Source organism: Bradyrhizobium sp. R2.2-H (assembly GCF_004346455.1).
Lineage (GTDB): Bacteria > Pseudomonadota > Alphaproteobacteria > Rhizobiales > Xanthobacteraceae > Bradyrhizobium > Bradyrhizobium diversitatis.
Genome location: NZ_SMBR01000011.1, coordinates 198,423 through 218,844 on the forward strand (window position 1 = coordinate 198,423; position 20,422 = coordinate 218,844).

Annotated in this window: 22 protein-coding genes and 1 tRNA gene; 14 read left to right on the plus strand and 9 right to left on the minus strand. The window is 65.3% G+C overall.

The window, feature by feature from the left end:
• Positions 1-24: 24 nt before the first annotated feature.
• A complete protein-coding gene (gene rutD / locus EDE08_RS27055; RefSeq protein WP_131871791.1) occupies positions 25-816 on the plus strand; it encodes a pyrimidine utilization protein D in 792 nt (263 codons plus the stop codon).
• A complete protein-coding gene (locus EDE08_RS27060; RefSeq protein WP_131871792.1) occupies positions 813-1,622 on the plus strand; it encodes an ABC transporter ATP-binding protein in 810 nt (269 codons plus the stop codon). The genes rutD and EDE08_RS27060 overlap by 4 nt, the downstream gene beginning before the upstream one ends.
• A gap of 114 nt (positions 1,623-1,736) precedes the next feature.
• Here the strand turns inward: EDE08_RS27060 and EDE08_RS27065 are convergent.
• Together EDE08_RS27065 and EDE08_RS27070 are read right to left on the minus strand one after the other, a co-directional pair.
• Positions 1,737-1,813, minus strand: a tRNA-Arg gene (locus tag EDE08_RS27065).
• Between the two features lie 266 nt (positions 1,814-2,079).
• A complete protein-coding gene (locus EDE08_RS27070; RefSeq protein WP_165936218.1) occupies positions 2,080-3,522 on the minus strand; it encodes a sensor histidine kinase in 1,443 nt (480 codons plus the stop codon).
• Positions 3,523-3,929: 407 nt separating this feature from the next.
• Between EDE08_RS27070 and rpmH the strand changes: the two genes are divergently transcribed.
• From rpmH to dapE, 10 genes are all read left to right on the plus strand, one after another.
• On the plus strand, positions 3,930-4,064 hold the full coding sequence (gene rpmH, locus EDE08_RS27075) for a 50S ribosomal protein L34 (RefSeq protein ID WP_008542748.1): 135 nt from the start codon (positions 3,930-3,932) through the stop codon (positions 4,062-4,064).
• A 26-nt stretch (positions 4,065-4,090) separates the two neighbouring features.
• A complete protein-coding gene (gene rnpA / locus EDE08_RS27080; RefSeq protein WP_061879588.1) occupies positions 4,091-4,477 on the plus strand; it encodes a ribonuclease P protein component in 387 nt (128 codons plus the stop codon).
• 16 nt (positions 4,478-4,493) lie between these two features.
• Positions 4,494-6,344: a membrane protein insertase YidC gene (yidC, locus tag EDE08_RS27085; RefSeq protein WP_131871794.1), complete on the plus strand. Its 1,851-nt coding sequence runs from the start codon at positions 4,494-4,496 to the stop codon at positions 6,342-6,344.
• Between the two features lie 154 nt (positions 6,345-6,498).
• Complete coding sequence (yihA, locus tag EDE08_RS27090; protein WP_131871795.1) at positions 6,499-7,152, plus strand: ribosome biogenesis GTP-binding protein YihA/YsxC; 654 nt, start codon at positions 6,499-6,501, stop codon at positions 7,150-7,152.
• The gene (locus EDE08_RS27095) at positions 7,152-7,517 is read left to right on the plus strand and encodes a DUF423 domain-containing protein (protein WP_131871796.1); all 366 of its coding nucleotides are present in this window, start codon (positions 7,152-7,154) and stop codon (positions 7,515-7,517) included. Before yihA ends, EDE08_RS27095 begins: the two co-directional genes overlap by 1 nt.
• A gap of 107 nt (positions 7,518-7,624) precedes the next feature.
• Positions 7,625-8,512, plus strand: a complete 888-nt coding sequence (gene argB, locus EDE08_RS27100) for an acetylglutamate kinase (protein ID WP_028176345.1) — start codon at positions 7,625-7,627, stop codon at positions 8,510-8,512.
• Between the two features lie 155 nt (positions 8,513-8,667).
• Positions 8,668-9,654, plus strand: a complete 987-nt coding sequence (locus tag EDE08_RS27110; protein ID WP_131871798.1) for a DUF1036 domain-containing protein — start codon at positions 8,668-8,670, stop codon at positions 9,652-9,654.
• Between the two features lie 203 nt (positions 9,655-9,857).
• A complete protein-coding gene (locus EDE08_RS27115) occupies positions 9,858-10,550 on the plus strand; it encodes a pyrimidine 5'-nucleotidase (protein WP_131871799.1) in 693 nt (230 codons plus the stop codon).
• Between the two features lie 263 nt (positions 10,551-10,813).
• Positions 10,814-11,659, plus strand: a complete 846-nt coding sequence (gene dapD, locus EDE08_RS27120) for a 2,3,4,5-tetrahydropyridine-2,6-dicarboxylate N-succinyltransferase (RefSeq protein ID WP_131871800.1) — start codon at positions 10,814-10,816, stop codon at positions 11,657-11,659.
• 10 nt (positions 11,660-11,669) lie between these two features.
• Complete coding sequence (gene dapE, locus EDE08_RS27125) at positions 11,670-12,836, plus strand: succinyl-diaminopimelate desuccinylase (RefSeq protein WP_131871801.1); 1,167 nt, start codon at positions 11,670-11,672, stop codon at positions 12,834-12,836.
• Between the two features lie 137 nt (positions 12,837-12,973).
• Here the strand turns inward: dapE and EDE08_RS27130 are convergent, their stop codons facing one another.
• The 4 genes from EDE08_RS27130 to def form a co-directional block, all read right to left on the minus strand.
• On the minus strand, positions 12,974-13,309 hold the full coding sequence (locus tag EDE08_RS27130) for a GIY-YIG nuclease family protein (RefSeq protein ID WP_131871802.1): 336 nt from the start codon (positions 13,307-13,309) through the stop codon (positions 12,974-12,976).
• Between the two features lie 23 nt (positions 13,310-13,332).
• Positions 13,333-14,070, minus strand: coding sequence for a tRNA pseudouridine(38-40) synthase TruA (gene truA, locus EDE08_RS27135; RefSeq protein ID WP_131871803.1), 738 nt, complete (start codon positions 14,068-14,070; stop codon positions 13,333-13,335).
• 120 nt (positions 14,071-14,190) lie between these two features.
• Positions 14,191-15,114, minus strand: a complete 924-nt coding sequence (fmt, locus tag EDE08_RS27140; protein ID WP_131871804.1) for a methionyl-tRNA formyltransferase — start codon at positions 15,112-15,114, stop codon at positions 14,191-14,193.
• A gap of 203 nt (positions 15,115-15,317) precedes the next feature.
• On the minus strand, positions 15,318-15,845 hold the full coding sequence (gene def, locus EDE08_RS27145; RefSeq protein ID WP_131871805.1) for a peptide deformylase: 528 nt from the start codon (positions 15,843-15,845) through the stop codon (positions 15,318-15,320).
• 171 nt (positions 15,846-16,016) lie between these two features.
• On the opposite strand from def, the gene EDE08_RS27150 reads away from it, so the two are divergent.
• Together EDE08_RS27150 and EDE08_RS27155 are read left to right on the plus strand one after the other, a co-directional pair.
• Positions 16,017-17,216 (plus strand): DNA recombination protein RmuC, encoded by a 1,200-nt coding sequence (locus tag EDE08_RS27150; RefSeq protein ID WP_165936207.1) that lies wholly within the window; start codon positions 16,017-16,019, stop codon positions 17,214-17,216.
• A 141-nt stretch (positions 17,217-17,357) separates the two neighbouring features.
• A complete protein-coding gene (locus EDE08_RS27155) occupies positions 17,358-18,713 on the plus strand; it encodes an AmpG family muropeptide MFS transporter (protein ID WP_131871807.1) in 1,356 nt (451 codons plus the stop codon).
• A 2-nt stretch (positions 18,714-18,715) separates the two neighbouring features.
• Here the strand turns inward: EDE08_RS27155 and EDE08_RS27160 are convergent, their stop codons facing one another.
• The 3 genes from EDE08_RS27160 to recR all read right to left on the minus strand — a co-directional run bounded on the left by EDE08_RS27160 (position 18,716) and on the right by recR (position 20,254).
• Positions 18,716-19,090: a molecular chaperone DnaJ gene (locus EDE08_RS27160; RefSeq protein ID WP_131871808.1), complete on the minus strand. Its 375-nt coding sequence runs from the start codon at positions 19,088-19,090 to the stop codon at positions 18,716-18,718.
• A 99-nt stretch (positions 19,091-19,189) separates the two neighbouring features.
• On the minus strand, positions 19,190-19,624 hold the full coding sequence (locus EDE08_RS27165; protein WP_061879601.1) for a hypothetical protein: 435 nt from the start codon (positions 19,622-19,624) through the stop codon (positions 19,190-19,192).
• 27 nt (positions 19,625-19,651) lie between these two features.
• Positions 19,652-20,254, minus strand: a complete 603-nt coding sequence (gene recR / locus EDE08_RS27170) for a recombination mediator RecR (protein ID WP_131871809.1) — start codon at positions 20,252-20,254, stop codon at positions 19,652-19,654.
• Positions 20,255-20,422 lie beyond the last annotated feature (168 nt).

Sequence of the window (20,422 nt, forward strand, 5' to 3'; positions counted from 1 at the left end):
TCATCACTCAATAGCTGGGACGTCATGGCTTTTGCACGCGGCAAGGATGCCGAGATCTATTACGAAGTTCACGGGCACGGTACGCCGGTTTTGCTCTCGGCCGGCATGGGCGGCAGCGGCTCGTTCTGGGCGCCGCAGCTGGATGCGCTCACCGAGCGCCACCAGGTCATTCTCTACGATCACGTCGGCACCGGCCGCAGCGCACGAAGCGATCGCAGCATCGCCGGCATGGCCGACGACATCGCCAGCGTGCTCGACCATGCGGACGTCGACGCCGCGCATGTCGTCGGCCACGCCATCGGCGGCATTGTCGGCATCGAGCTGGCGCTGCGTCATCCGAAACGCCTGCGCAGCCTCACCATCGTCAACGGCTGGGGCCGCGCCGATCCGTTCCTGCGGCGCTGCTTCGAGATCCGGAAAGCGCTGCTCAACCGGTCCGGACCGCAAGCCTATGTGCGCGCGCAGCCGCTGTTCCTCTATCCGCCGCAATGGATCTCCGAGAACATCGCCCATCTCGACGCGGAGGAAGAACGCATCCTGAAACACTTCCCCTCCGTCGCGACGATGAACCAGCGCATCGACATGTTCCTGGCATTCGAGGGCGGCCGGCGCCTCGAGGAGATCAACGTACCCACGCTGCTGTCGTCCGCAAAGGACGACGCGCTGGTGCCGGCCTATCTCACCCGCGAGCTCGCCGCTTCCATTCCCGGTGCGCGCGTGCACGAGGTGGGTTGGGGGGCGCATGCCTTCAGCGTGGTCACACCGAATATCTTCAACGACACGCTGCTCGACTTCTGCAGGGAGGTGGACCGATGAACGTGCTCGCGCAGAATATTGCAGGCTCGGAGCCGATCGTGCTGCGCGCCGAGAATGTCGGCGTCACCTTCGAAGGCGAAGGCCGTCCGGTCGAGGCGATCCGCAAGGTGGATTTCGAGCTGCGCCGCGGCGAGACGCTCGCGATCGTCGGCCCCTCCGGCTGCGGCAAGTCCACGCTGTTCAACGCCATCGCCGGCCTGCTGCGGCCGACCCGAGGCCATGTCGAGGTCGGTGGCCGCCGCGTCGACGACGCCGCGGGCCATGTCGGCTACATGCTGCAGAAGGATCTGTTGCTGCCGTGGCGCAGCGTGCTCGACAACGTCATGCTCGGGCTGGAGGTCCGCAAAACGCCGAAGTCGCGCGCGCGAGAGATCGCACTGGAGCTGATCAAGGCTTATGGCCTCGCCGGCTTCGAACAGGCCAAGCCCGCGGCGCTCTCCGGCGGCATGCGCCAACGCGTCGCCATCATGCGCACGCTCGCCTTCGATCCCGAAGTGATCCTGCTCGACGAGCCGTTCTCGGCGCTCGACTTCCAGACGCGCCTGCTCATGCAGGCCGACGTCTCCCGCATCATCGCCGAGCGCGGCAAGAGCGCGATCCTCGTCACTCACGATATCGGCGAAGCCATCGCCATGGCCGACCGCGTGCTGGTGCTGAGCGCACGGCCCGCCACGGTGCGCGCGCTCCACGTGATCGAGTTGCCGCGGGAGGGCCGCGATCCCGCCGCGCTGCGCATCGATCCAGCGTTCCAGCATTATTTTGCGAAGATCTGGGCCGACCTGGAGAAGCCTGCCGGCGTCGCGTGAGGCCCACCCCTGTGTCGGGCCGGGCCACTCGGGCCTTGAACGGGTGTGGCCTTCAATCGGGCAAAAGGCTCAGCGCGAGGAATTGTACGCTGTTCTGCACTGAATGGCCGAAAATGGCGCGCCCGGAACGATTCGAACGTCCGACCCTCAGATTCGTAGTCTGATGCTCTATCCAGCTGAGCTACGGGCGCATTTTCGCAAACAGCGATAGCGGGCATGACCCGCGACGCAGCTCCCGGAGGGCCGGGAGGGGTGCGAAAGAGCGCTCTGACTAACCGCTCTTGTCCCGATTGGCAAGGTCCGGGAGGGGGAGATTTTGCAGGGTGATGACGGCTTCGCTCGGCCCATGCCGGGCTCGATCACCGAGAAATGCGGAATCTCGCCCCCATGACCTTCCGGACTCCGGTTTCGGCTTCGCGCGGTCCCGGAATGACTGGCTCACTCGGCCGCTGGCCGACTACGCCCTGGCCCGCTCGTTGCGGATGGAGAGCAGTTCCACGGGGCGATCGGGGATGACGATCCGGAAGGTGGCGCCGATGGTGCCTTCGACCAGGTGGATGTCGCCGCCATGGGCGCGCACCAGCTCGGCGGCGATGGCGAGGCCAAGGCCGCTGCCGCCGGGGCGGCCGGAGGTCTGGAAGGCCTCGAACAGGTGGTCCCGGGTCTTCTGGGGGACGCCGGGGCCGGTATCGGAGACCTCGATGATCGCGACGGCGCCTTCGCGCTTTCCGGTGATCCGGATCTGCTGGACGCGGCCCTCACCCGACGCGTGGCTTTCGAGCGCCTGGGCAGCGTTGCGGACGAGGTTGAGCAAGACGCGGAACAGCTGGTCGGGATCGGCATCGATCGCAAGCCCGCGCTCGATCGCGGCGACCCAGGCGATCGAGGCATCGTTGGCGAGCCCAGCGGTCTCGCGCACCTCGAGCACGACCGGCTCGATCAGGATCATGCGGCGGTCGGGCGCGGCCTCCTGGGCGCGGCCGTAGGACAACGTCGACTGGCAGAAGGCGATGGCGCGCTCGAGCGAGCGCACGAGCTTGGGCGCAAAGCGCTGCACCCGCGGATCCGGCACGCTGGCGAGCTGGTCCGACAGCAGCTGCGCCGAGGCCAGCAGATTGCGCAGATCGTGATTGATCTTGGAGACGGCGAGGCCGAGGGCGGCGAGCCGGCTCTTCTGATGCAGCATCGACATCAGGTCGCGCTGCATGTCCGACAATTCGCGCTCGGCCACCCCGATCTCATCGCTGCGCTGGCTCGGCACGATGATCCCGGCCGAACTCTCGGGGTTCTCATGGAAGCCGACCAGGCTCGCCGTCAGCCGCCGCATCGGCCGCACGAAGAGATAATGGAGCGCGAGATAGACGAGGCCCGCCGTCAGCACCGCGATGATCAGCGCGACCACCACGAGGTTGCGGGAGAAGCGGTACATCTGCTGCCGCAGCGGCAGCTCGTCGGTGACGATCTCGATGAACTGGGCATTGCCGACCCCGGGTCCGACGATGCGGATGGCCTGGTTCCCGGTCTCCAGCATCATCCGGAACGAGCCGGTGATCGCCTCCCAGGCCGTCATGTCGCGCAGGTCGATGTCATGCTCGAGGGCGGACGGGATGTTGTCGCTGGCGAGCAGACGGCGCTGCTGGCCCATCTTGATGGCGACGGCACGGGCATTGATGCTTTTCAGGATCTGGCGCGACAGCGAATCGGGAACCATGCCGAGCGGCGCCGCATCCAGCACCAGCGCCGCCGTATTGGCCGCCGCAACGCGGTCGTTCAGCCGGTTGACCCAGAAATTGGCGATGGCCGGCACGTAGAGCAGCACCGCGGCGATCATCACCAGGGGAATGGTCAGCAGCAGCAGCTTGCCAGACAGCCCGAGCCCGCGCGTCCCACGCGGGCGCATCGCCGGCTGCTCCGGCTGATCCAGATCCTGGATCGGCTGGCGATCTGTGGCTACCACGAAATTCGCCCCTGTTGGCCTTGGCTTATGGAGGATGCGGCCCGCCCGGAGTCCGGTCAAATTACGGATCGCTAATCTACCAAGGTGGGATGTATGTGCTGATATCGCGAGTCGCCACCTCAAGGGTTAAAAACCCCGCACGAACAGCGATATTCACCGGAATCGCGCGCTTGTGCGGCGTTGACGAAAAGAAGACGCTCCCTTATAAGCCGCGCAAATTGTCCGCGATGACCCGGTGCGACACCGGGAGCGGCTCTCTTGGGGCCGGAAAAAGGCCCGTTTGGGGCCGCATCTTCCGGACTTTACCATCAATTCTACAGGCAAATTGCCCGGTCAGCGGAGAAAAACCCGTGAAGCGGACTTATCAACCCAGCAAACTGGTGCGCAAGCGCCGTCACGGCTTCCGCGCCCGCCTCGCCACTGCCGGCGGTCGCAAGGTCCTCGCCGCCCGCCGCGCCCGCGGCCGCAAGCGTCTGAGCGCCTGAGCCGGACCCCCTTTTGGGATTTCATCATGGATCGGCTGAGGCAGCGGGCGGATTTCCTCGCCGTTGCCAATGGCGCGCGGGTGAATAGTCCCGCGTTCGTCCTGCAAAGCCGTCGCCGCGATGACTTTGGTCCGATCCGGATCGGCTTCACCGTCACCAAAAAGAACGGCAACGCCCCCGAGCGCAATCGCATCCGGCGCCGGCTTCGCGAATTGGTGAAGCGGCTCGATCCGGTGTCAATGCAGCCTCATCATGATTATGTGCTGGTCGGACGAAGGGACGCGCTCTCGCGCGACTTCGCCACCATGCTCGACGATCTGCGCATAGCGTTCACGAAGCCCGCGCGGCATACGGCCAAAGCGCGCGGCCAGAGGCCCGGCCCCGCTCCCGCTGCCAGCCGCAAACCGGATTGATGACGAGACATTCGAGATGACCGATAATCGCAATACCATCCTCGCCGTCATTCTGTCCGGCCTCGTGCTGATCGCCTGGCAGTATTTCTACAACGTGCCGCAGATGGAGAAGCAGCGCGCCCAGCAGCAGGCGCAGACCGAGCTTCAGAAATCCACGCCGCAGCCGACGGCCTCGGCGACTCCCGGCACCGCGCCGCAGCCTGGCAGCGTGACCCAGCCGGCGACGCCGGGCGCGAGCCAGCAGGGCCAGCCGGTCGTCACCCGCGAGGCCGCCATTGCAGCCGGCCCGCGCGTGAAGATCGAGACCCCGCGCATCGCCGGCAGCATTTCGCTGAAGGGCGGCCGGATCGACGACATCGCGCTGGTGCAATTCCGCGAAACGGTCGACCCGAAGTCGCCGCCGATCATCCTCTATTCGCCCTCGGGCACGGCGGAGCCCTATTACGCCGAGTTCGGCTGGGTGGCGGCGACGGGCGTGACGGCGAAGATGCCCGATGCCCAGACCGTCTGGCAGCAGGACGGCAGCGGCAGCCTGACGCCGACGACGCCGGTGGTCCTGAAGTGGGACAACGGCGAGGGCCTCACCTTCCGCCGCACCATTGCGGTCGACGACCATTATCTCTTCACCGTCAAGGACGAGGTGAGCAATGTCGGCAACGCGCCGGTCACGCTCTATCCGTTCGCGCTGATCTCGCGCCACGGCGCGCCGCAGGTGTCGGGCTATTACATCCTGCATGAAGGCCTGATCGGCTATCTCGGCGACCACGGCCTGCAGGAATACGCCTACAAGAAGATCGACGAAGCCAAGGCGGTGAACTTCAAGGCCACCAATGGCTGGCTCGGCATCACCGACAAGTACTGGGCCTCGGCGCTGCTGCCGGACACCAATGCCCAGCTCCAGGCGCGCTTCTCGTCGAACCCGGTCGGCAACGTCCACACCTACCAGACCGACTACCTGCTCGATCCCGTCACCGTCCCGATCGGCGGCACCGGCACGGCGAACGCGCGGCTGTTCGCCGGCGCCAAGGAAGCCGGCGTCGTCGGCGTGTTCCCGTTCGCCGGGCTCGGCGGCTACAACAAGGAGCTCGGCCTGAACCATTTCGATCTGCTGATCGACTGGGGCTGGTTCTACTTCCTCACCAAGCCGATGTTCCTCGGCCTCGACTTCTTCTTCCGCTTCTTCGGCAATTTCGGCATCTCGATCCTGCTCGTCACCGTGATCGTGAAGCTGCTGTTCTTCCCGCTGGCGAACAAATCCTACGCCTCGATGGCAAAGATGAAGTCGATCCAGCCGCAGCTTCTGGCGCTGAAGGAGCGCTATCCCGACGACAAGGTGAAGCAGCAGCAGGAGATGATGGAGATCTACCGCAAGGAGAAGATCAATCCGGTCGCCGGCTGTCTTCCCGTGCTGATCCAGATCCCGGTGTTCTTCTCGCTCTACAAGGTGCTGTTCGTCACCATCGAGATGCGGCACGCGCCGTTCTACGGCTGGATCAAGGACCTCTCGGCGCCGGATCCGACCAATTTGTTCAACCTGTTCGGGCTGCTCCCGTTCGATCCGACCACGATCCCGGTGTTCGGCCACTACCTCGCGCTGGGCATCTGGCCGATCATCATGGGCATCACGATGTGGTTCCAGATGAAGCTGAACCCGACGCCGCCGGATCCGACGCAGCAGCTCATCTTCAACTGGATGCCGCTGATCTTCACCTTCATGCTGGCGGGCTTCCCGGCGGGCCTCGTGATCTACTGGGCCTGGAACAATCTGCTCTCGGTGATCCAGCAGAGCTACATCATGCGCCGCAACGGCGTGAAGGTGGAGCTGTTCGACAATCTCAAGGCGACGTTCGCGCGGAAGGCGACGTAGTTTGCGCACGAGCGTGCCCGGTCATGCGGGCACACATGCCTCCACATCGTCATGCCCGGGCTTGTCCCGGGCATCCACGTTTTGGAGGGTACCACGAGGACAGACGTGGATGGCCGGGACGAGCCCGGCCATGACGAGAGGATAGATCCTTCTCATGGAAGAGAAGAAAGACGACAAGCTGATCGAGGCCGGGCGAAAGCTGTTTGCCCGCGACTGGCAGTTCATCTGGGCCTCGCCCTCGATCGCCACGCTGCCGCCGATGGCGGGGCTGGAGATCGCCTTTGCCGGCCGCTCCAATGTCGGCAAGTCCAGCCTGATCAACGCGCTGACGGGGCGCAACGGCCTGGCGCGCACCTCGCATACGCCGGGCCGCACCCAGGAGCTGATCTTCTTCGAGGTGCCCGGGAAAAGCGACCTGCGCCTCGTCGACATGCCCGGCTACGGCTACGCCAAGGCGCCGAAGAGCCAGGTCGCGTCCTGGACCGAGCTGATCCACAAATTCCTGCTCGGCCGCGCCTCGCTGGCGCGCGTCTACGTGCTGGTCGACGCGCGGCACGGCCTCAAGGACGTCGATCTCGACGTGCTTGGGACGCTCGACCGTTCCGCCGTCAGCTACCAGATCGTGCTGACCAAGACAGACCAGGTGAAGGCCGCCGAGCTGCAGGCGCGCATCGCCGAGACCGAGGCCGCGCTGGCCAAGCATCCGGCCGCGTTTCCGACCGTGCTCGCGACCTCGTCACGCAGTTCGACCGGCATGGAGAGCTTGCGCGCCGCGATGGCGAAGCTCCTGGAAGAGCGGAGCAAGTAATGGTGGCCCATCGCCTCCTGATCGGGCTTGCCGGATTGATGGGCGCCGCCGGCGTCGCGCTGGCCGCCGCCTCCGCCCACGGCGCGGATGCGAGCCGGCTGGCGTCGGCGAGCGCCATGCTACTGTTTCATGCAACGGCCATACTCGCCGCCGGCGCGCTGCTCGCGCGCGGCCTTCTGCACGGCGGAATTGGACTCGTTGCGGCGTTCGGCTTCGTGATCGGCACCGCGCTGTTCGCGGGCGACCTCACCTTGCGGCAATACGCGGGTCACGCGCTGTTTCCCTACGCGGCGCCGACGGGTGGAATGGTGATGATCGCGAGCTGGCTGGCAGTGACGTTGGCAGCGGTGGTGGCGAACAGGTAGCGCGCCTCTTACCCTCCCCTGGAGGGTAAAAAGGAACGCCACACTTTGCGCCGCGCCCGGCAATCGGATAGAACGCGCACCGACCGTCCCGCCAGCGAGACCGCGACATGACCGACATCTCTCCGCTCGACCAGGCCCGCATCCTGTCCGAAGCGCTGCCGCACATGCAGCAATATGACGAGGAAACCATCGTCATCAAATATGGCGGCCATGCCATGGGCGACGAGGCAACCGCGAAGAACTTTGCCCGCGACATCGTGCTCTTGGAGCAGACTGCGATCAATCCGGTGGTGGTGCATGGCGGCGGCCCGCAGATCGCGACCATGCTCAAGCGCCTCGGCATCGTCTCGGAATTCGCCGCCGGCCTGCGCATCACCGATGCCGCGACCATCGAGATCGTCGAGATGGTGCTGGCCGGCTCCGTCAACAAGCAGATCGTCGGCTACATCAACGAAGCGGGCGGCAAGGCCGTCGGGCTGTCCGGCAAGGACGGCAACATGGTGAAGGCGTCGAAGACGACGCGCACCATCGTCGATCCGGGCTCGAACATCGAGAAGGCGATCGATCTCGGTTTCGTCGGCGACCCGGAGAAGGTCGACCTCACGCTGCTCAACCAGCTGATCGGCTACGAGCTGATCCCGGTGCTGGCACCGCTCGCGACCTCGCAGGACGGCCAGACGCTGAACATCAACGCCGACACTTTCGCCGGCGCCGTCGCGGGCGCGCTGAAGGCCAAGCGCCTGCTGCTGCTCACCGACGTGCCGGGGGTGCTCGACAAGTCGAAGAAGCTGATTCCGCAGCTCTCCGTCAAGGACGCGCGAAAGCTGATCGCCGACGGCACCATTTCGGGCGGCATGATCCCGAAGGTCGAGACCTGCATCTACGCGCTGGAGCAGGGCGTGCAGGGCGTCGTCATCATCGACGGCAAGATGCCACACGCGGTGCTGCTCGAGCTCTTCACCAACCAGGGCACGGGCACGCTGATCCACAAGTGATGCGGGAGCGGACCAAGGGAGCCGTCATGGCCGGGCTTGTCCCGGCCATCCACGATCTTTCCTGCCGCGCCAAGAACGTGGATGCCCGGCACAAGGCCGGGCATGACGAACCAAGGCCGAGGCCACACCGCCGCTCCCCACTTACCCGCCTCCTGATGACGCTGCCGGCAGCGATCGTCTCGTTCCTGTTCTCCTCCGCGCCGGCCTTTGCCGACCTCAAGATCTGCAACCGCATGTCCTATGTCGTGGAGGCCGCGATCGGCATCGACGACAAGGCGGCGACCGCAACGCGCGGCTGGTTCAGGATCGATCCCGCCACCTGCCGCGTGGTGGTGCAGGGCACGTTGACGGCCGACCGCATCCTGCTCAATGCCCGCGCGCTCGGCGTCTACGGTGCTTCCCCGATCCCGCAAAGCGGCCGCGACATGCTGTGCGTGGCGCAGGACAATTTCGTCATCGCCGCGGCGCGACAATGCCGCAGTGGCCAGACCCAGGCCCCATTCACGCAAGTGACTCCGACGCAAGGCGCGGATGGCAACCTCGTTGCCTATCTCGCCGAGGATTCCGAATATGACGACGAGCAGGCGCGCCTTGCCGGCATCCAGCGGCTGCTGGTGATCGCAGGCTACGACGCAGCGCCGATCGATGGCGTCGACGGGCCGAAGACGCAGGCCGCGCTGGCCGCCTTCCTGAAGAGCCGCGGATTGTCGTCCGACGTCGTGGCCTCGCCGAACCTGTTCAAGACCATGGTCGACGCCGTCCAGACGCCCTCTGCGACCGGCCTCACCTGGTGCAACGACACGCCGCACAAGGTGATGGCCGCGATCGCGACCGATGACGGCAAGTCCGTGACGAGCCGCGGCTGGTATCGCATCGATCCCAAGACCTGCCTGCACCCGGATGTATCAGGACAGCCCAAGCAGATCTTCAGCTTCGCGGAAGCGGTCGACGCCGACAACCGAATCGTCAAGCTGAAGGATCGGCCGCTGAACTGGGGCGGCGACAGGCAGCTCTGCACGCGCGAGACCAAGTTCGAGACGAGCGAGCAGACCGATTGCGGCGCGCGCGGATTTGCGCCGACGGGCTTTGGCGCCGTGGACATGTCGAGCGGCGGCAAGACGCTGCGGTTCGCGGTGCCGTGATGGTGACGCCTCACATTTCGCCGTCGTCCCCGCGAACGCGGGGACCCATAACAACAGGATTTGGTTATGGCACGAGATGGTGGTTATCAGCCTTAACAACTCCCTGGGGTTATGGGTCCCGGATCGGCGCTCACTTCGTTCGCTTGTCCGGGACGACCGCGGAGAATGAGGCTGCGTCCGCTGGCAAGACTTAGAGATCTGCAATGACCCTGCCCCGCACCTTCGCGCATGTCGACACCTGGGTGTTCGACCTCGACAACACGCTCTATCCGCATCACGTCAATCTGTGGCAGCAGGTCGATGCGCGGATCGGGGAGTTCGTCTGCAACTGGCTGAATGTCGGCCCGGAGGAAGCGCGGGCGATCCAGAAGGACTATTACCGGCGCTTCGGCACCACGATGCGGGGCATGATGACCCTGCATGGCGTCTCCGCCGACGACTATCTCGCCTACGTCCACAAGATCGACCACTCGCCGCTGGAGCCGAATCCGGCGCTCGGCGCTGCCATCGCAAAGCTGCCGGGCCGCAAGCTGATCCTGACCAATGGCTCGGTCGACCATGTCGACGCGGTGCTGGCGCGGCTCGGCTTCGCCTCGCATTTCGACGGTGTATTCGACATCATCGCCGCCGAATTCGAGCCCAAGCCTTCGCCGCAGACCTACCAGAAATTCCTCAGCCAGCGTGCGGTCGATCCGACCCGCGCCGCCATGTTCGAGGACCTCGCCCGCAACCTCACCGTCCCGCACCAGCTCGGCATGACCACGGTGCTGGTGGTGCCGGATGGGACGAAAGAGGTGGTGCGGGAGGACTGGGAACTGGAGGGCCGTGACGCCGCCCATGTCGACCACGTCACGGATGATCTGGCGAGGTTCTTGGGCAGGTTGTCGCCGCGCTAACCGCTGTCGTCCCGGGCAAGCGTAAGCGCAGACCCGGGACCCATAACCACAGGGAGTGGTTGTGGCGCGAGATCGATAACTCCGAGTCCTCGCCAAGCGACTCCCTGTGGTTATGGGTCCCGGATCTGCGCGCGCCTGAGGGCGCGCTTGTCCGGGACGACAGCGGAGCATGGGTAACGGCCGAGTATGCCTTGACTCCGTCGCCCAAATCCCGAAAAAGCGCCCCAATCCATCAAAATTCCCGCTGCCTAGAGGAAATCCCGATGTCGCTTGCAACCCTCGAATCCACCATCAACAGCGCCTTCGAGGCGCGCGACGGCATCTCGACCACGACCAAGGGCGAGGTGCGCGAGGCCGTGAACCAGTCGCTGGAGATCCTGGACAAGGGCGAGGCGCGCGTTGCCGAGCGCGGCACTGATGGCAAGTGGAAGGTCAATCAGTGGCTGAAGAAGGCCGTGCTGCTGTCCTTCCGCCTCAACGACATGGGCGTCATTCCCGGCGGCCCCGGCAAGGCGACCTGGTGGGACAAGGTGCCGTCGAAGTTCGAGGGCTGGGGCGAGAACCGTTTTCGCGACGCCGGTTTTCGCGCGGTGCCGGGCGCCATCGTCCGCCGCTCGGCCTTCATTGCCAAGAACGTCGTCTTGATGCCGTCCTTCGTCAATCTCGGCGCTTATGTCGATGAGAGCACCATGGTCGACACCTGGGCCACCGTCGGCTCCTGCGCGCAGATCGGCAAGCGCGTGCACATCTCCGGCGGCGCCGGCATCGGCGGCGTGCTCGAGCCGCTGCAGGCCGAACCCGTGATCATCGAGGACGATTGCTTCATCGGCGCGCGCTCCGAGGTCGCCGAAGGCGTGATCGTGCGCAAGGGCGCGGTGCTGGCGATGGGCGTGTTCCTGGGCGCCTCGACGAAGATCGTCGACCGCGAGACCGGCGAGATCTTCATGGGCGAAGTGCCGGAGTATTCCGTCGTGGTGCCCGGCGCGCTGCCCGGCAAGCCGATGAAGAACGGCCAGATCGGCCCGAGCACGGCATGCGCCGTGATCGTCAAGCGCGTCGACGAACGCACGCGGTCCAAGACCAGCATCAACGAGCTGCTGCGGGATTGATCCGACGCGCATGACCGATGCTCTCTCCATTGCCCGCGATCTCATCCGCTGTCCCTCGGTGACCCCGGCCGATGCCGGCGCGCTGGGGGTGCTCGAGAAGGCCCTCAACGCGGCCGGCTTCACCTGCCACCGCGTCACCTTCAGCGAGCCGGGCACCGCCGACGTCGACAATCTCTACGCGCGGATCGGCACGGAAGCTCCGCACATCACCTTTGCGGGCCACACCGACGTGGTGCCGCCGGGTGACGAGAGTGCCTGGAGCGTCGGCGCATTCTCCGGCGAGGTGAAGGACGGTGTCCTGCACGGCCGCGGCGCCGTCGACATGAAGGGCGGCATCGCCTGCTCGGTGGCCGCGGTACTGGAGCATCTCGCGGCCAATGGCGGCAAGCCGCGTGTGGACGGAAATGGTTCGATCTCGTTCCTGATCACGGGCGACGAGGAAGACGTCTCCGTCAACGGCACCGTCAAGCTGTTGAAATGGGCCGCCGAGCGCGGCGAAAAATTCGATCATTGCGTGCTCGGCGAGCCCTCCAATGTCGAGACGCTCGGCGACACCATCAAGGTCGGCCGCCGCGGCTCGCAGTCCGGCACGCTCGTCGTCGACGGCGTGCAGGGCCATGTCGCCTACCCGCACCGCGCATCAAATCCGGTGCCTGACATTTCGCGGCTGATCGTGGCGATCTCCGACGAGCCGCTCGACCATGGCAGCGCGCAGTTCCAGGCCTCCAATCTCGAATTTACATCAGTGGACGTCGGCAACAAGGCGTTCAACGTCATCCCCGGCGAGGCCCGCGCAAGATTCAACATCCGCTACAACGACAACCACACCCAGGCGAGCCTGCGCGAGCTGGTCGAGGCCCGCCTCGCCAAGGCCTGCGGCAACCGCATCAAGGCCCGCATCGTCTGGGAGCCGTCGAACTCCAACGTGTTCGTGACCAAGCCCGGTCCGTTCACCGATCTCGCGGTGTCCGCGATCGAGGAGGTGACGGGGCGCAAGCCGGAGCTATCGACGTCGGGCGGCACCTCGGATGCGCGGTTCATCGCGAGCTATTGCCCGGTGATCGAGTTCGGGCTTGTCGGGCAGACCATGCACCAGGTCGACGAGCGCGTGCCGGTGGCGGATCTGGATAAGCTGACGAAAGTGTATCGCGGGATTCTGGCAAGGTATTTTGGGTGAGGCGCAATTCCCGCCAAACACTCCGCCGTCATGCCCGGGCTTGTCCCGGGCATCCACGTTCTTTGCTGCGGCTGGCAGGAAAGAACGTGGATGGCCGGGACAAGCCCGGCCATGACGATGTGAGAGCTTGGCTTACCTCACTGGACAATCGTGTCGTAGAGATCCTTCCATTCGGGATTGTCCCTCAGGATCAGCCGGACCTTCCACGTCCGTGACCAGTGCTTGATGTTGTGCTCGCGCTGGATCGCCGTTTGGATATCCTCATAGCGCTCAAAATAGACCAGCAGCTTGACTCCGCATCTTTTCGTGAAGCCAGGCACGAGTCCATTTCGATGCTCGTAGATGCGACGAATGAGGTCGCTAGTCACACCGACATACAGAATGCCGTTAGGCGCGCTCGCCAGGATATAGACCCATCCACCATGCATGATCGCATGTTGACGCACGTAGATAGCCGGGACAAGCCCGGCCATGACGGCAGTGGCGGCTTCAGCCGCTAATAATCCACCTTCATCAGATACAGTCCCTCCGGCGGGGCGACGATGCCGCAGGCGGCGCGGTTGCGGGCTGCCAACGCGGCGGAGAGATCGTCGGCGGTCCAGCGGCCCTCGCCGACCCAGACCAGCGAGCCCACCATCGAGCGCACCTGGCTGTGCAGGAACGAGCGCGCCGAGGTGAGAATCGTGATCTCGCGGCCGTCGCGCAGCACGTCGAGCTGGTCGAGCGTCTTCTCCGGCGACTTGGCCTGGCACTCGGTGTCGCGGAAGGTGGTGAAATCGTGCTTGCCGAGCAGGCGCTGGGCTGCCGCATGCATCGCCTCGGCATCGAGCTTGCGCGGCACGCGCCAGGCGTGGCCGGCGTCGAGCGCGAGGTTTGCGCGGGTGTTGACGATGCGATAGCGGTAGTGGCGCTTGACCGCCGAGAAGCGCGCCTCGAAATCGTCGGGCACGATCTCGGCCTCGAGCACCGCGATCGGATGCGGGCGCAGATGCGCGTTGAGCCCGTCGCGAAAACGGCCAGGTGGAAACTGCTTGTCGACGTCGACATGCGCGACCTGTCCGCGCGCATGCACGCCGGCGTCGGTGCGGCCGGCGCCGTGCACGCGCAAATCCGCCCCGGTCATCGCCTTCACCGCAGTCTGCAGCGCGCCCTGCACCGACGGCAGCGTGTCCTGCACCTGCCAGCCGAAGAACGGCGCGCCGTCATATTCGATGGTGAGCTTGTAGCGGGGCATTCTCGATCCGGGTGGTGTCATCGCCCGGCTTGACCGGGCGATCCAGTACGCCGAGGCCTATCCGGTCAACCGAAAGGTCTCGGCGTACTGGATACCCCGCCTTCGCGGGGTATGACAGCGTCAGTTGAATTTGGCGCCCACCCTCAACGGTGCGCCCCGCAAAAAGTCCGCGGCCTGCATCCGGCCCTTGCCCTCGCGCTGGAGCTCGATGATGCGGATCGCGCCGTCGCCGCAGGCGACGGTGAGCTGATCGTCGAGCACCTCGCCGGCGGCGCCGGAGCCTTTCGCCAATTCGCAGCGCAGGATCTTGACGCGCGCATTCTCGAGCTCGGCCCAGGCGCCGGGGAACGGCGACAGGCCATGAATGTGGCGCAGCACCGCGCGCGCCGGCCTGGTCCAGTCGATCCGCGCCTCGGCCTTGTCGATCTTGGCGGCATAGGTGACGCCGTCCTCGTCCTGCTTCCTGAGCTGGAGCCCGCCGCGTTCGAGCGCGGCCATCGCGCGCACCATCAGGTCGGCACCCAACCGGGACAGGCGATCGTGCAGATCGAGCGCGGTCATGCTGTCTGATATCGCGATGCGCTCGGCCATGGCGACGTCGCCGGTGTCGAGGCCGACATCCATCTTCATCACCATCACGCCGCTCTCGGCGTCGCCGGCCATGATCGCACGGTTGATGGGCGCGGCCCCGCGCCAGCGCGGCAACAGCGAAGCGTGCAGATTGTAGCAGCCGAGCCTGGGGGCATCGAGGATCGCCTGCGGCAGGATCATGCCGTAGGCGACGACGACGGCGGCATCGGCCTCGAACGCGCGAAACTCTTGCAGCGCTTCCGGTGTCTTCAGCGTCTTCGGCGTCAGCACGGGAATGCCGAGTTTTCGCGCGGCCTCCTCGACCGGCGTCGGCTGCAATTGCAGGCCGCGCCGCCCGCCCGGCTTCGGGGCGCGGGTGTAGACCGCCACCATCTCGTGGCCGTGCGCGACGAGTTCGAGCAGCGTCGGCACGGAGAAATCGGGCGTGCCCATGAAGATCAGGCGAAGGGGCATCAACAGACTCGCTGCGTTCCCTCCCCCCTTGCGGGGGAGGGTTAGGGAGAGGGGTGCCACACGACGCGCTCTTGCGGCGTGAGCGCGGATTGGTTCATTGCCCCGGTCAGACCATTTGCTGGGCTACCCCTCTCCCCCACCCTCTCCCCCACAAGGGGGGAGGGAGCGCAGGGGAGTTCTCGGCAACACCAGTTGTTTACAACTTACTCGCCGGCGCGCTTGGCGGCTTTCTCGAATTTCTTCATCACGCGGTCGCGCTTGAGCTTCGACAAATAGTCGACGAACAGCACGCCGTTGAGATGGTCGATCTCGTGCTGGATGCAGGTGGCGAAGAGGCCTTCGGCGTCCTCCTCGTGCACCTTGCCGTCGAGATCGGTGAAGCGCACGCGCACCTTCGCGGGGCGCTCGACCTCCTCGTAATATTCGGGAATCGACAGGCAGCCTTCCTCGTAAACCGACAGTTCCTCGGACGAGGCGATGATCTCGGGATTGATGAAGACGCGTGGGAGCGGCTTGGTCTCGCCGTTCTCGTCGCGCTTGGCGAGGTCCATGGTGATCAGCCGCAAGGGCTGCGCGACCTGGATCGCCGCGAGGCCAATGCCGGGCGCGTCATACATGGTCTCGAACATGTCGTCGGCAAGCTTGCGGATCTCCGACGTGACCTTCTCGATCGGCTTGGAGACCAGGCGCAGCTGCTTGTCCGGCAGGATGATGATTTCTCGTAGGGCCATGGCGGCGATTTAAGCCGCGCGCCGGATGCGGTCAATGCAGCCAGGAACCCCGTTAACCCTCCGCTAACCATAAAACTTCAGGTTTCGTTAACCGTAAAAATTAACGGAGCATTCACCATAAATGTTCGCTATTCGTTCGTGCGCCCCGGCGAATCGGCTAGAAGGGTCGGCATGAACGACATCATCTTCATGCTCGGCGAATGGCCGGTGCGCGTCGTGGACGCGTTGATCGGCTTCGGTGCCCTGGTTCTCGTCCTGCTTGTGGTGATTGCGGTCGTGATCGCGCGGTCCGGGCGGCGCGGCGCGGAACTCGCCATGGCCCATGCGATCCGGGCCGACGAGCTCGAGGAACGTCTGAGCGAGGTGCTGCGGGCGCAGAGCGAGTCGTCGGGCCGGGTCGATGCCATGACCCAGGCGCTGGCCGGCCGTCAGGCCGAGATGGCGCGGGCGGTGAACGAGCGGCTGGATTCGGTGACCCACCGCGTCGGCCAGTCCATGGAACACTCCACCCGCAACACCATGGAGAGCCTGCGCGCCCTGCACGAGCGGCTCGGCATCATCGACAGCGCGCACAGGAACCTCACCGATCTCACCACGCAGGTAACCACCTTGCGCGACGTGCTCGCCAACAAGCAGTCGCGCGGCGCCTTCGGCCAGGCGCGGATGGAGGCGATCGTCCAGGACGGGCTGCCGAAGGGGGCCTACGAGTTCCAGTTCACGCTCTCCACCGGCAAGCGCCCGGACTGCGTCGTGTTCCTGCCCGATCAGCGGCCGCTTTGCATCGACGCGAAATTCCCGCTGGAAGCGATGACGGCGCTGCACGACGCCCGCACCGACGAGGAGCGGCGAGTCGCCACGCAACGACTGCGCGGCGACGTGATGAAGCATGTCAGCGACATCGCGGAGAAATACCTCGTCGCCGGCGAGACCCAGGAGATGGCGCTGATGTTCGTGCCGTCGGAATCCGTCTACGCCGAGATCCATGACGGTTTCGACGACGTGATCCAGAAGGCCTATCGCGCCCGCGTCGTGCTGGTGTCGCCCTCGCTCTTGATGCTCGCGATCCAGGTGATGCAGCAGATCATGAAGGACGCGCGCATGCGCGATGCCGCCGACCAGATCCGCACCGAAGTGATCAAGCTCGGCGACGACCTCGGCCGCCTGCGCGACCGCGTGCTGAAGCTGCAGAAGCACTTCGCCGACGTGAACGAGGACGTCCGCCAGGTGCTGATCTCCGCCGACAAGATCGAAAAGCGCGCGGGCCGAATCGAGGAGCTGGATTTCAGCAAGACCGATGCGCCGGAGGCTCCGCGGCTGGTTGCGACAGCTGCGGGCGAGCTGTTTCCGAGGCAGCTCCAGGCGGGAGAGTAGAGCCCACGCCGTCATGGCCGGGCTTGTCCCGGCCATCCACGACCTTTGAACGGCGCCAAGAACGTGGATGCCCGGGACAAGCCCGGGCATGACGAGTTTTGTAGCAGAGGCAGCGCCCCCAGAATCTGCTAACACCCCCCCATGACCGCACCCGACGCGACTTCCTCCGCTGGCGCTCCCGCCGCCTCCTGGCGCGACGGCCTTGCCGTTTACCTGCAGCCGCGGGTGCTGATCGTGCTGTTCCTCGGCTTCTCCTCGGGGCTGCCGCTGGCGCTGTCGGGCTCGACGCTGCTGGTGTGGATGGCCGAGGCGGGGGTCGATCTCGGAACGATCGGGCTCTTTGCGCTGGTTGGAACGCCGTACACGCTCAAATTCCTGTGGGCGCCGCTGGTTGACGCGCTGCATGTGCCGTTCTTCACCCGCGCCTTCGGCCGCCGGCGTGGGTGGCTGGTGTTTTCGCAGCTGCTGCTGATCGGCGCGATCCTGCTGTTGGCGCTGACCGATCCGGCGCGCTCGCCGCTGTTCGTCGCGCTTGGTGCGCTCCTGGTCGCGACGATGTCCTCGACGCAGGACATCGTCGTCGATGCATTCCGCGTCGAGAGCCTGCCTGAAAGCGAGCAGGCGGCCGGCATGGCCGCCTATGTCGCGGCCTATCGCATCGGCATGCTGATATCGACTGCGGGCGCCTTGTTCATCGTCACCGGCTTCGAGACGATCGTCCCGCGTGGCGCCGCCTGGATGTGGGGCTATGTGGTGATGGCGGCTCTGGTGCTGATCGGCACGGTGACGGCGCTGGCCGCCACCGAGCCCGCACAATCCAAGCGCGCCGAGGCTGCCACGCAGAACGAGGACGCGCTCATGCGGGTGTTCCATGCCGCGATGGGCGCGTTCTCGGAATTCCTGAGCCGCAAGGAAGCGTGGGCGGCACTTGCCTTCGTCGTGCTGTTCAAGTTCACCGACGCGTTCTCCGGCAACATGACCGTTCCGTTCGTGATCGACATCGGCTTCACGCGGAACGACTACGCGGTGATCGTGAAGGGCGTCGGCATCGCAGCGACCCTGGCCGGCGGTTTTGCGGGCGGCTTCGTGGCACGGCGCTATTCGCTCGCAACGAGCCTGTGGATCGGCGGCATCGTACAGGCAATCTCAAACCTGTCGTTCTCGTGGCTGGCACTCGTCGGCGTCAATGAATGGGCGCTGACCCTCGCAATCACTTCCGACAATTTCTGCAACGCCATCGGCACCGTGATCTTCGTCGCCTATCTCTCCGCACTGTGCCAGAACCCGTTGCACACCGCGACCCAATATGCGCTGCTGACGGCGCTCGCCGCAGTGGGACGCACCTATTTGTCATCGGGCGCGGGCTATCTGGCGAAAGCGACGGGCTGGCCGATGTTCTTCGCGATCTCCGTCCTCGTCGCCATCCCGAGCCTAATGCTGCTGGCTTACTTGCAGAAGCGTGACCATTTCGACACGTTGGAGCCGACGCGGGTGTAAGCCTAGCGCTGCATCTCTTTCTGAACACGTCCGTTGAGCACCTCGAAATCGGCTACCAACGCATCGCAAGCGGCCTTGGACGCTTCGCAAAGGACGTTCATTCGGATGACGAGCTCGCTTCCTTCCTGCACGACGCGGCGCTGAACGGCTGCGGGATAGGCCGGATGTCCCGTCGGCGGAAACGACCACAGGCTCAGAGTGGCCGCATCCTCGATCAAGGTCCATCCTGATTGAATCGACGTCTTCACCCCCGGCTTGGCGCGCAGCGAGGCAAGCGCAGCCGCGGCAGTCGGATAAGACGCGGCATCCGGGGCGGCCGAGACCGCCGATGTCGCGCCGGCAAGGACCAGCAGGACGGCAAGGACTATTCCACGCACAGCTTAGCGACCTCTCACAACACAATCGCTTGCACTATGCTCGACGCACAACCGGAGATCAAGGTACCGTGCTCGTCACCCGGCCGGGCGATATCGCCCTTACTGCTTCTTGATCAGGCTCCACTTCGTGATCACGGCCTCGCTCATCTGGCCGGCATCGCTGGCGCAGGCGATCTCGTCGACCTTGACCGAGATCTCCTTGCCGACGAACGATTTCAGCTGCGTGGCCTGCGCATCGGTGGAGGTGACGAGCTGGAAGGTCTCCGGGCCGGTCTCGAGATTGCACAGCCCGTTCGGCGGCGGCAGGCGCCGCGGCTCGGAGGTGATCTGGTAGGTGGCGACGCGCTTGCCGTTCTTGACGTCGCGGACCTTCATCGCGTTCAGTTCGCCCGAGAGCACGTCGCCGGTGTTGATCGGCTTGCCGGGCTTGGACGGCGGCGGCATCTCGTCGCCCTGCTGCGCGGACATGGCCGGGGTCACCAGCATCATCATCGTCGCGACCAAAGCCGATCGTGTGGCGAAAAGTTTCGTCATGTCGTCCGTTCCGTGAAGTCTGGATGGCTAGAACAGGGTGCGCTGCCGCATCGCAGCCGATAGCGTACCTTCATCGAGATAATCAAGCTCGCCGCCGACAGGAACTCCGTGGGCGAGCCGCGTCACCTTCACATTGGCGTCCTGAAGCAGGTCGGTGATGTAATGCGCGGTGGTCTGGCCGTCGACCGTCGCGTTCAGCGCCAGGATGATCTCGTGCACCTGCGAATCATGCGCGCGTGCCACCAGCGAATCGATGGTGAGATCCTGCGGACCGACGCCGTCGAGCGGCGACAACGTCGCGCCCAGCACGTGATAGCGCCCCTGGGTGGCATTGGCCCGCTCCAGCGCCCAGAGGTCGGCAACATCGGCGACGACGACGATGATGGAGGGATCGCGCTTCGGATCGGTACAGACCGTGCAGGGATTTTGCGTGTCGATATTGCCGCAGGTCTTGCAGACCTCGACCTTGTCGAGCGCGACCTGGAGAGCCGAAGTCAGCGGCATCATCAGCGCTTCGCGCTTCTTGATCAGATGCAGCGCGGCGCGCCGCGCCGAGCGCGGACCGAGGCCCGGCAGCCGCGCGAGAAGCTGGACCAGCCGCTCGATCTCAGGACCTGCAACCGCGCCCATCTGCTCCAAGCCATGCCGAAATAGGGTTACCTCGCCGCGGCAACGACGGCGGCAAACCTCTCCCATAGGGAGAGGTCGCGCCGAAGGCGCGGGTGAGGGGTTCCGCACCATCATGGGACGTAAGCCCCCTCACCCGATTTGCACTGGACGATGCTTCGCATCGCCAGG

Coding starts and splice junctions, on each gene's coding strand:
- rutD (WP_131871791.1), top strand. CDS start 25: ATGGCTTTTGCACGCGGCAAGGATGCCGAGATCTATTACGAAGTTCAC.
- EDE08_RS27060 (WP_131871792.1), top strand. CDS start 813: ATGAACGTGCTCGCGCAGAATATTGCAGGCTCGGAGCCGATCGTGCTG.
- EDE08_RS27070 (WP_165936218.1), bottom strand. CDS start 3,522: ATGCGCCCGCGTGGGACGCGCGGGCTCGGGCTGTCTGGCAAGCTGCTG.
- rnpA (WP_061879588.1), top strand. CDS start 4,091: ATGGATCGGCTGAGGCAGCGGGCGGATTTCCTCGCCGTTGCCAATGGC.
- yidC (WP_131871794.1), top strand. CDS start 4,494: ATGACCGATAATCGCAATACCATCCTCGCCGTCATTCTGTCCGGCCTC.
- yihA (WP_131871795.1), top strand. CDS start 6,499: ATGGAAGAGAAGAAAGACGACAAGCTGATCGAGGCCGGGCGAAAGCTG.
- EDE08_RS27095 (WP_131871796.1), top strand. CDS start 7,152: ATGGTGGCCCATCGCCTCCTGATCGGGCTTGCCGGATTGATGGGCGCC.
- argB (WP_028176345.1), top strand. CDS start 7,625: ATGACCGACATCTCTCCGCTCGACCAGGCCCGCATCCTGTCCGAAGCG.
- EDE08_RS27110 (WP_131871798.1), top strand. CDS start 8,668: ATGACGCTGCCGGCAGCGATCGTCTCGTTCCTGTTCTCCTCCGCGCCG.
- EDE08_RS27115 (WP_131871799.1), top strand. CDS start 9,858: ATGACCCTGCCCCGCACCTTCGCGCATGTCGACACCTGGGTGTTCGAC.
- dapD (WP_131871800.1), top strand. CDS start 10,814: ATGTCGCTTGCAACCCTCGAATCCACCATCAACAGCGCCTTCGAGGCG.
- dapE (WP_131871801.1), top strand. CDS start 11,670: ATGACCGATGCTCTCTCCATTGCCCGCGATCTCATCCGCTGTCCCTCG.
- EDE08_RS27130 (WP_131871802.1), bottom strand. CDS start 13,309: ATGGCCGGGCTTGTCCCGGCTATCTACGTGCGTCAACATGCGATCATG.
- truA (WP_131871803.1), bottom strand. CDS start 14,070: ATGCCCCGCTACAAGCTCACCATCGAATATGACGGCGCGCCGTTCTTC.
- fmt (WP_131871804.1), bottom strand. CDS start 15,114: ATGCCCCTTCGCCTGATCTTCATGGGCACGCCCGATTTCTCCGTGCCG.
- def (WP_131871805.1), bottom strand. CDS start 15,845: ATGGCCCTACGAGAAATCATCATCCTGCCGGACAAGCAGCTGCGCCTG.
- EDE08_RS27150 (WP_165936207.1), top strand. CDS start 16,017: ATGAACGACATCATCTTCATGCTCGGCGAATGGCCGGTGCGCGTCGTG.
- EDE08_RS27155 (WP_131871807.1), top strand. CDS start 17,358: ATGACCGCACCCGACGCGACTTCCTCCGCTGGCGCTCCCGCCGCCTCC.
- EDE08_RS27165 (WP_061879601.1), bottom strand. CDS start 19,624: ATGACGAAACTTTTCGCCACACGATCGGCTTTGGTCGCGACGATGATG.
- recR (WP_131871809.1), bottom strand. CDS start 20,254: ATGGGCGCGGTTGCAGGTCCTGAGATCGAGCGGCTGGTCCAGCTTCTC.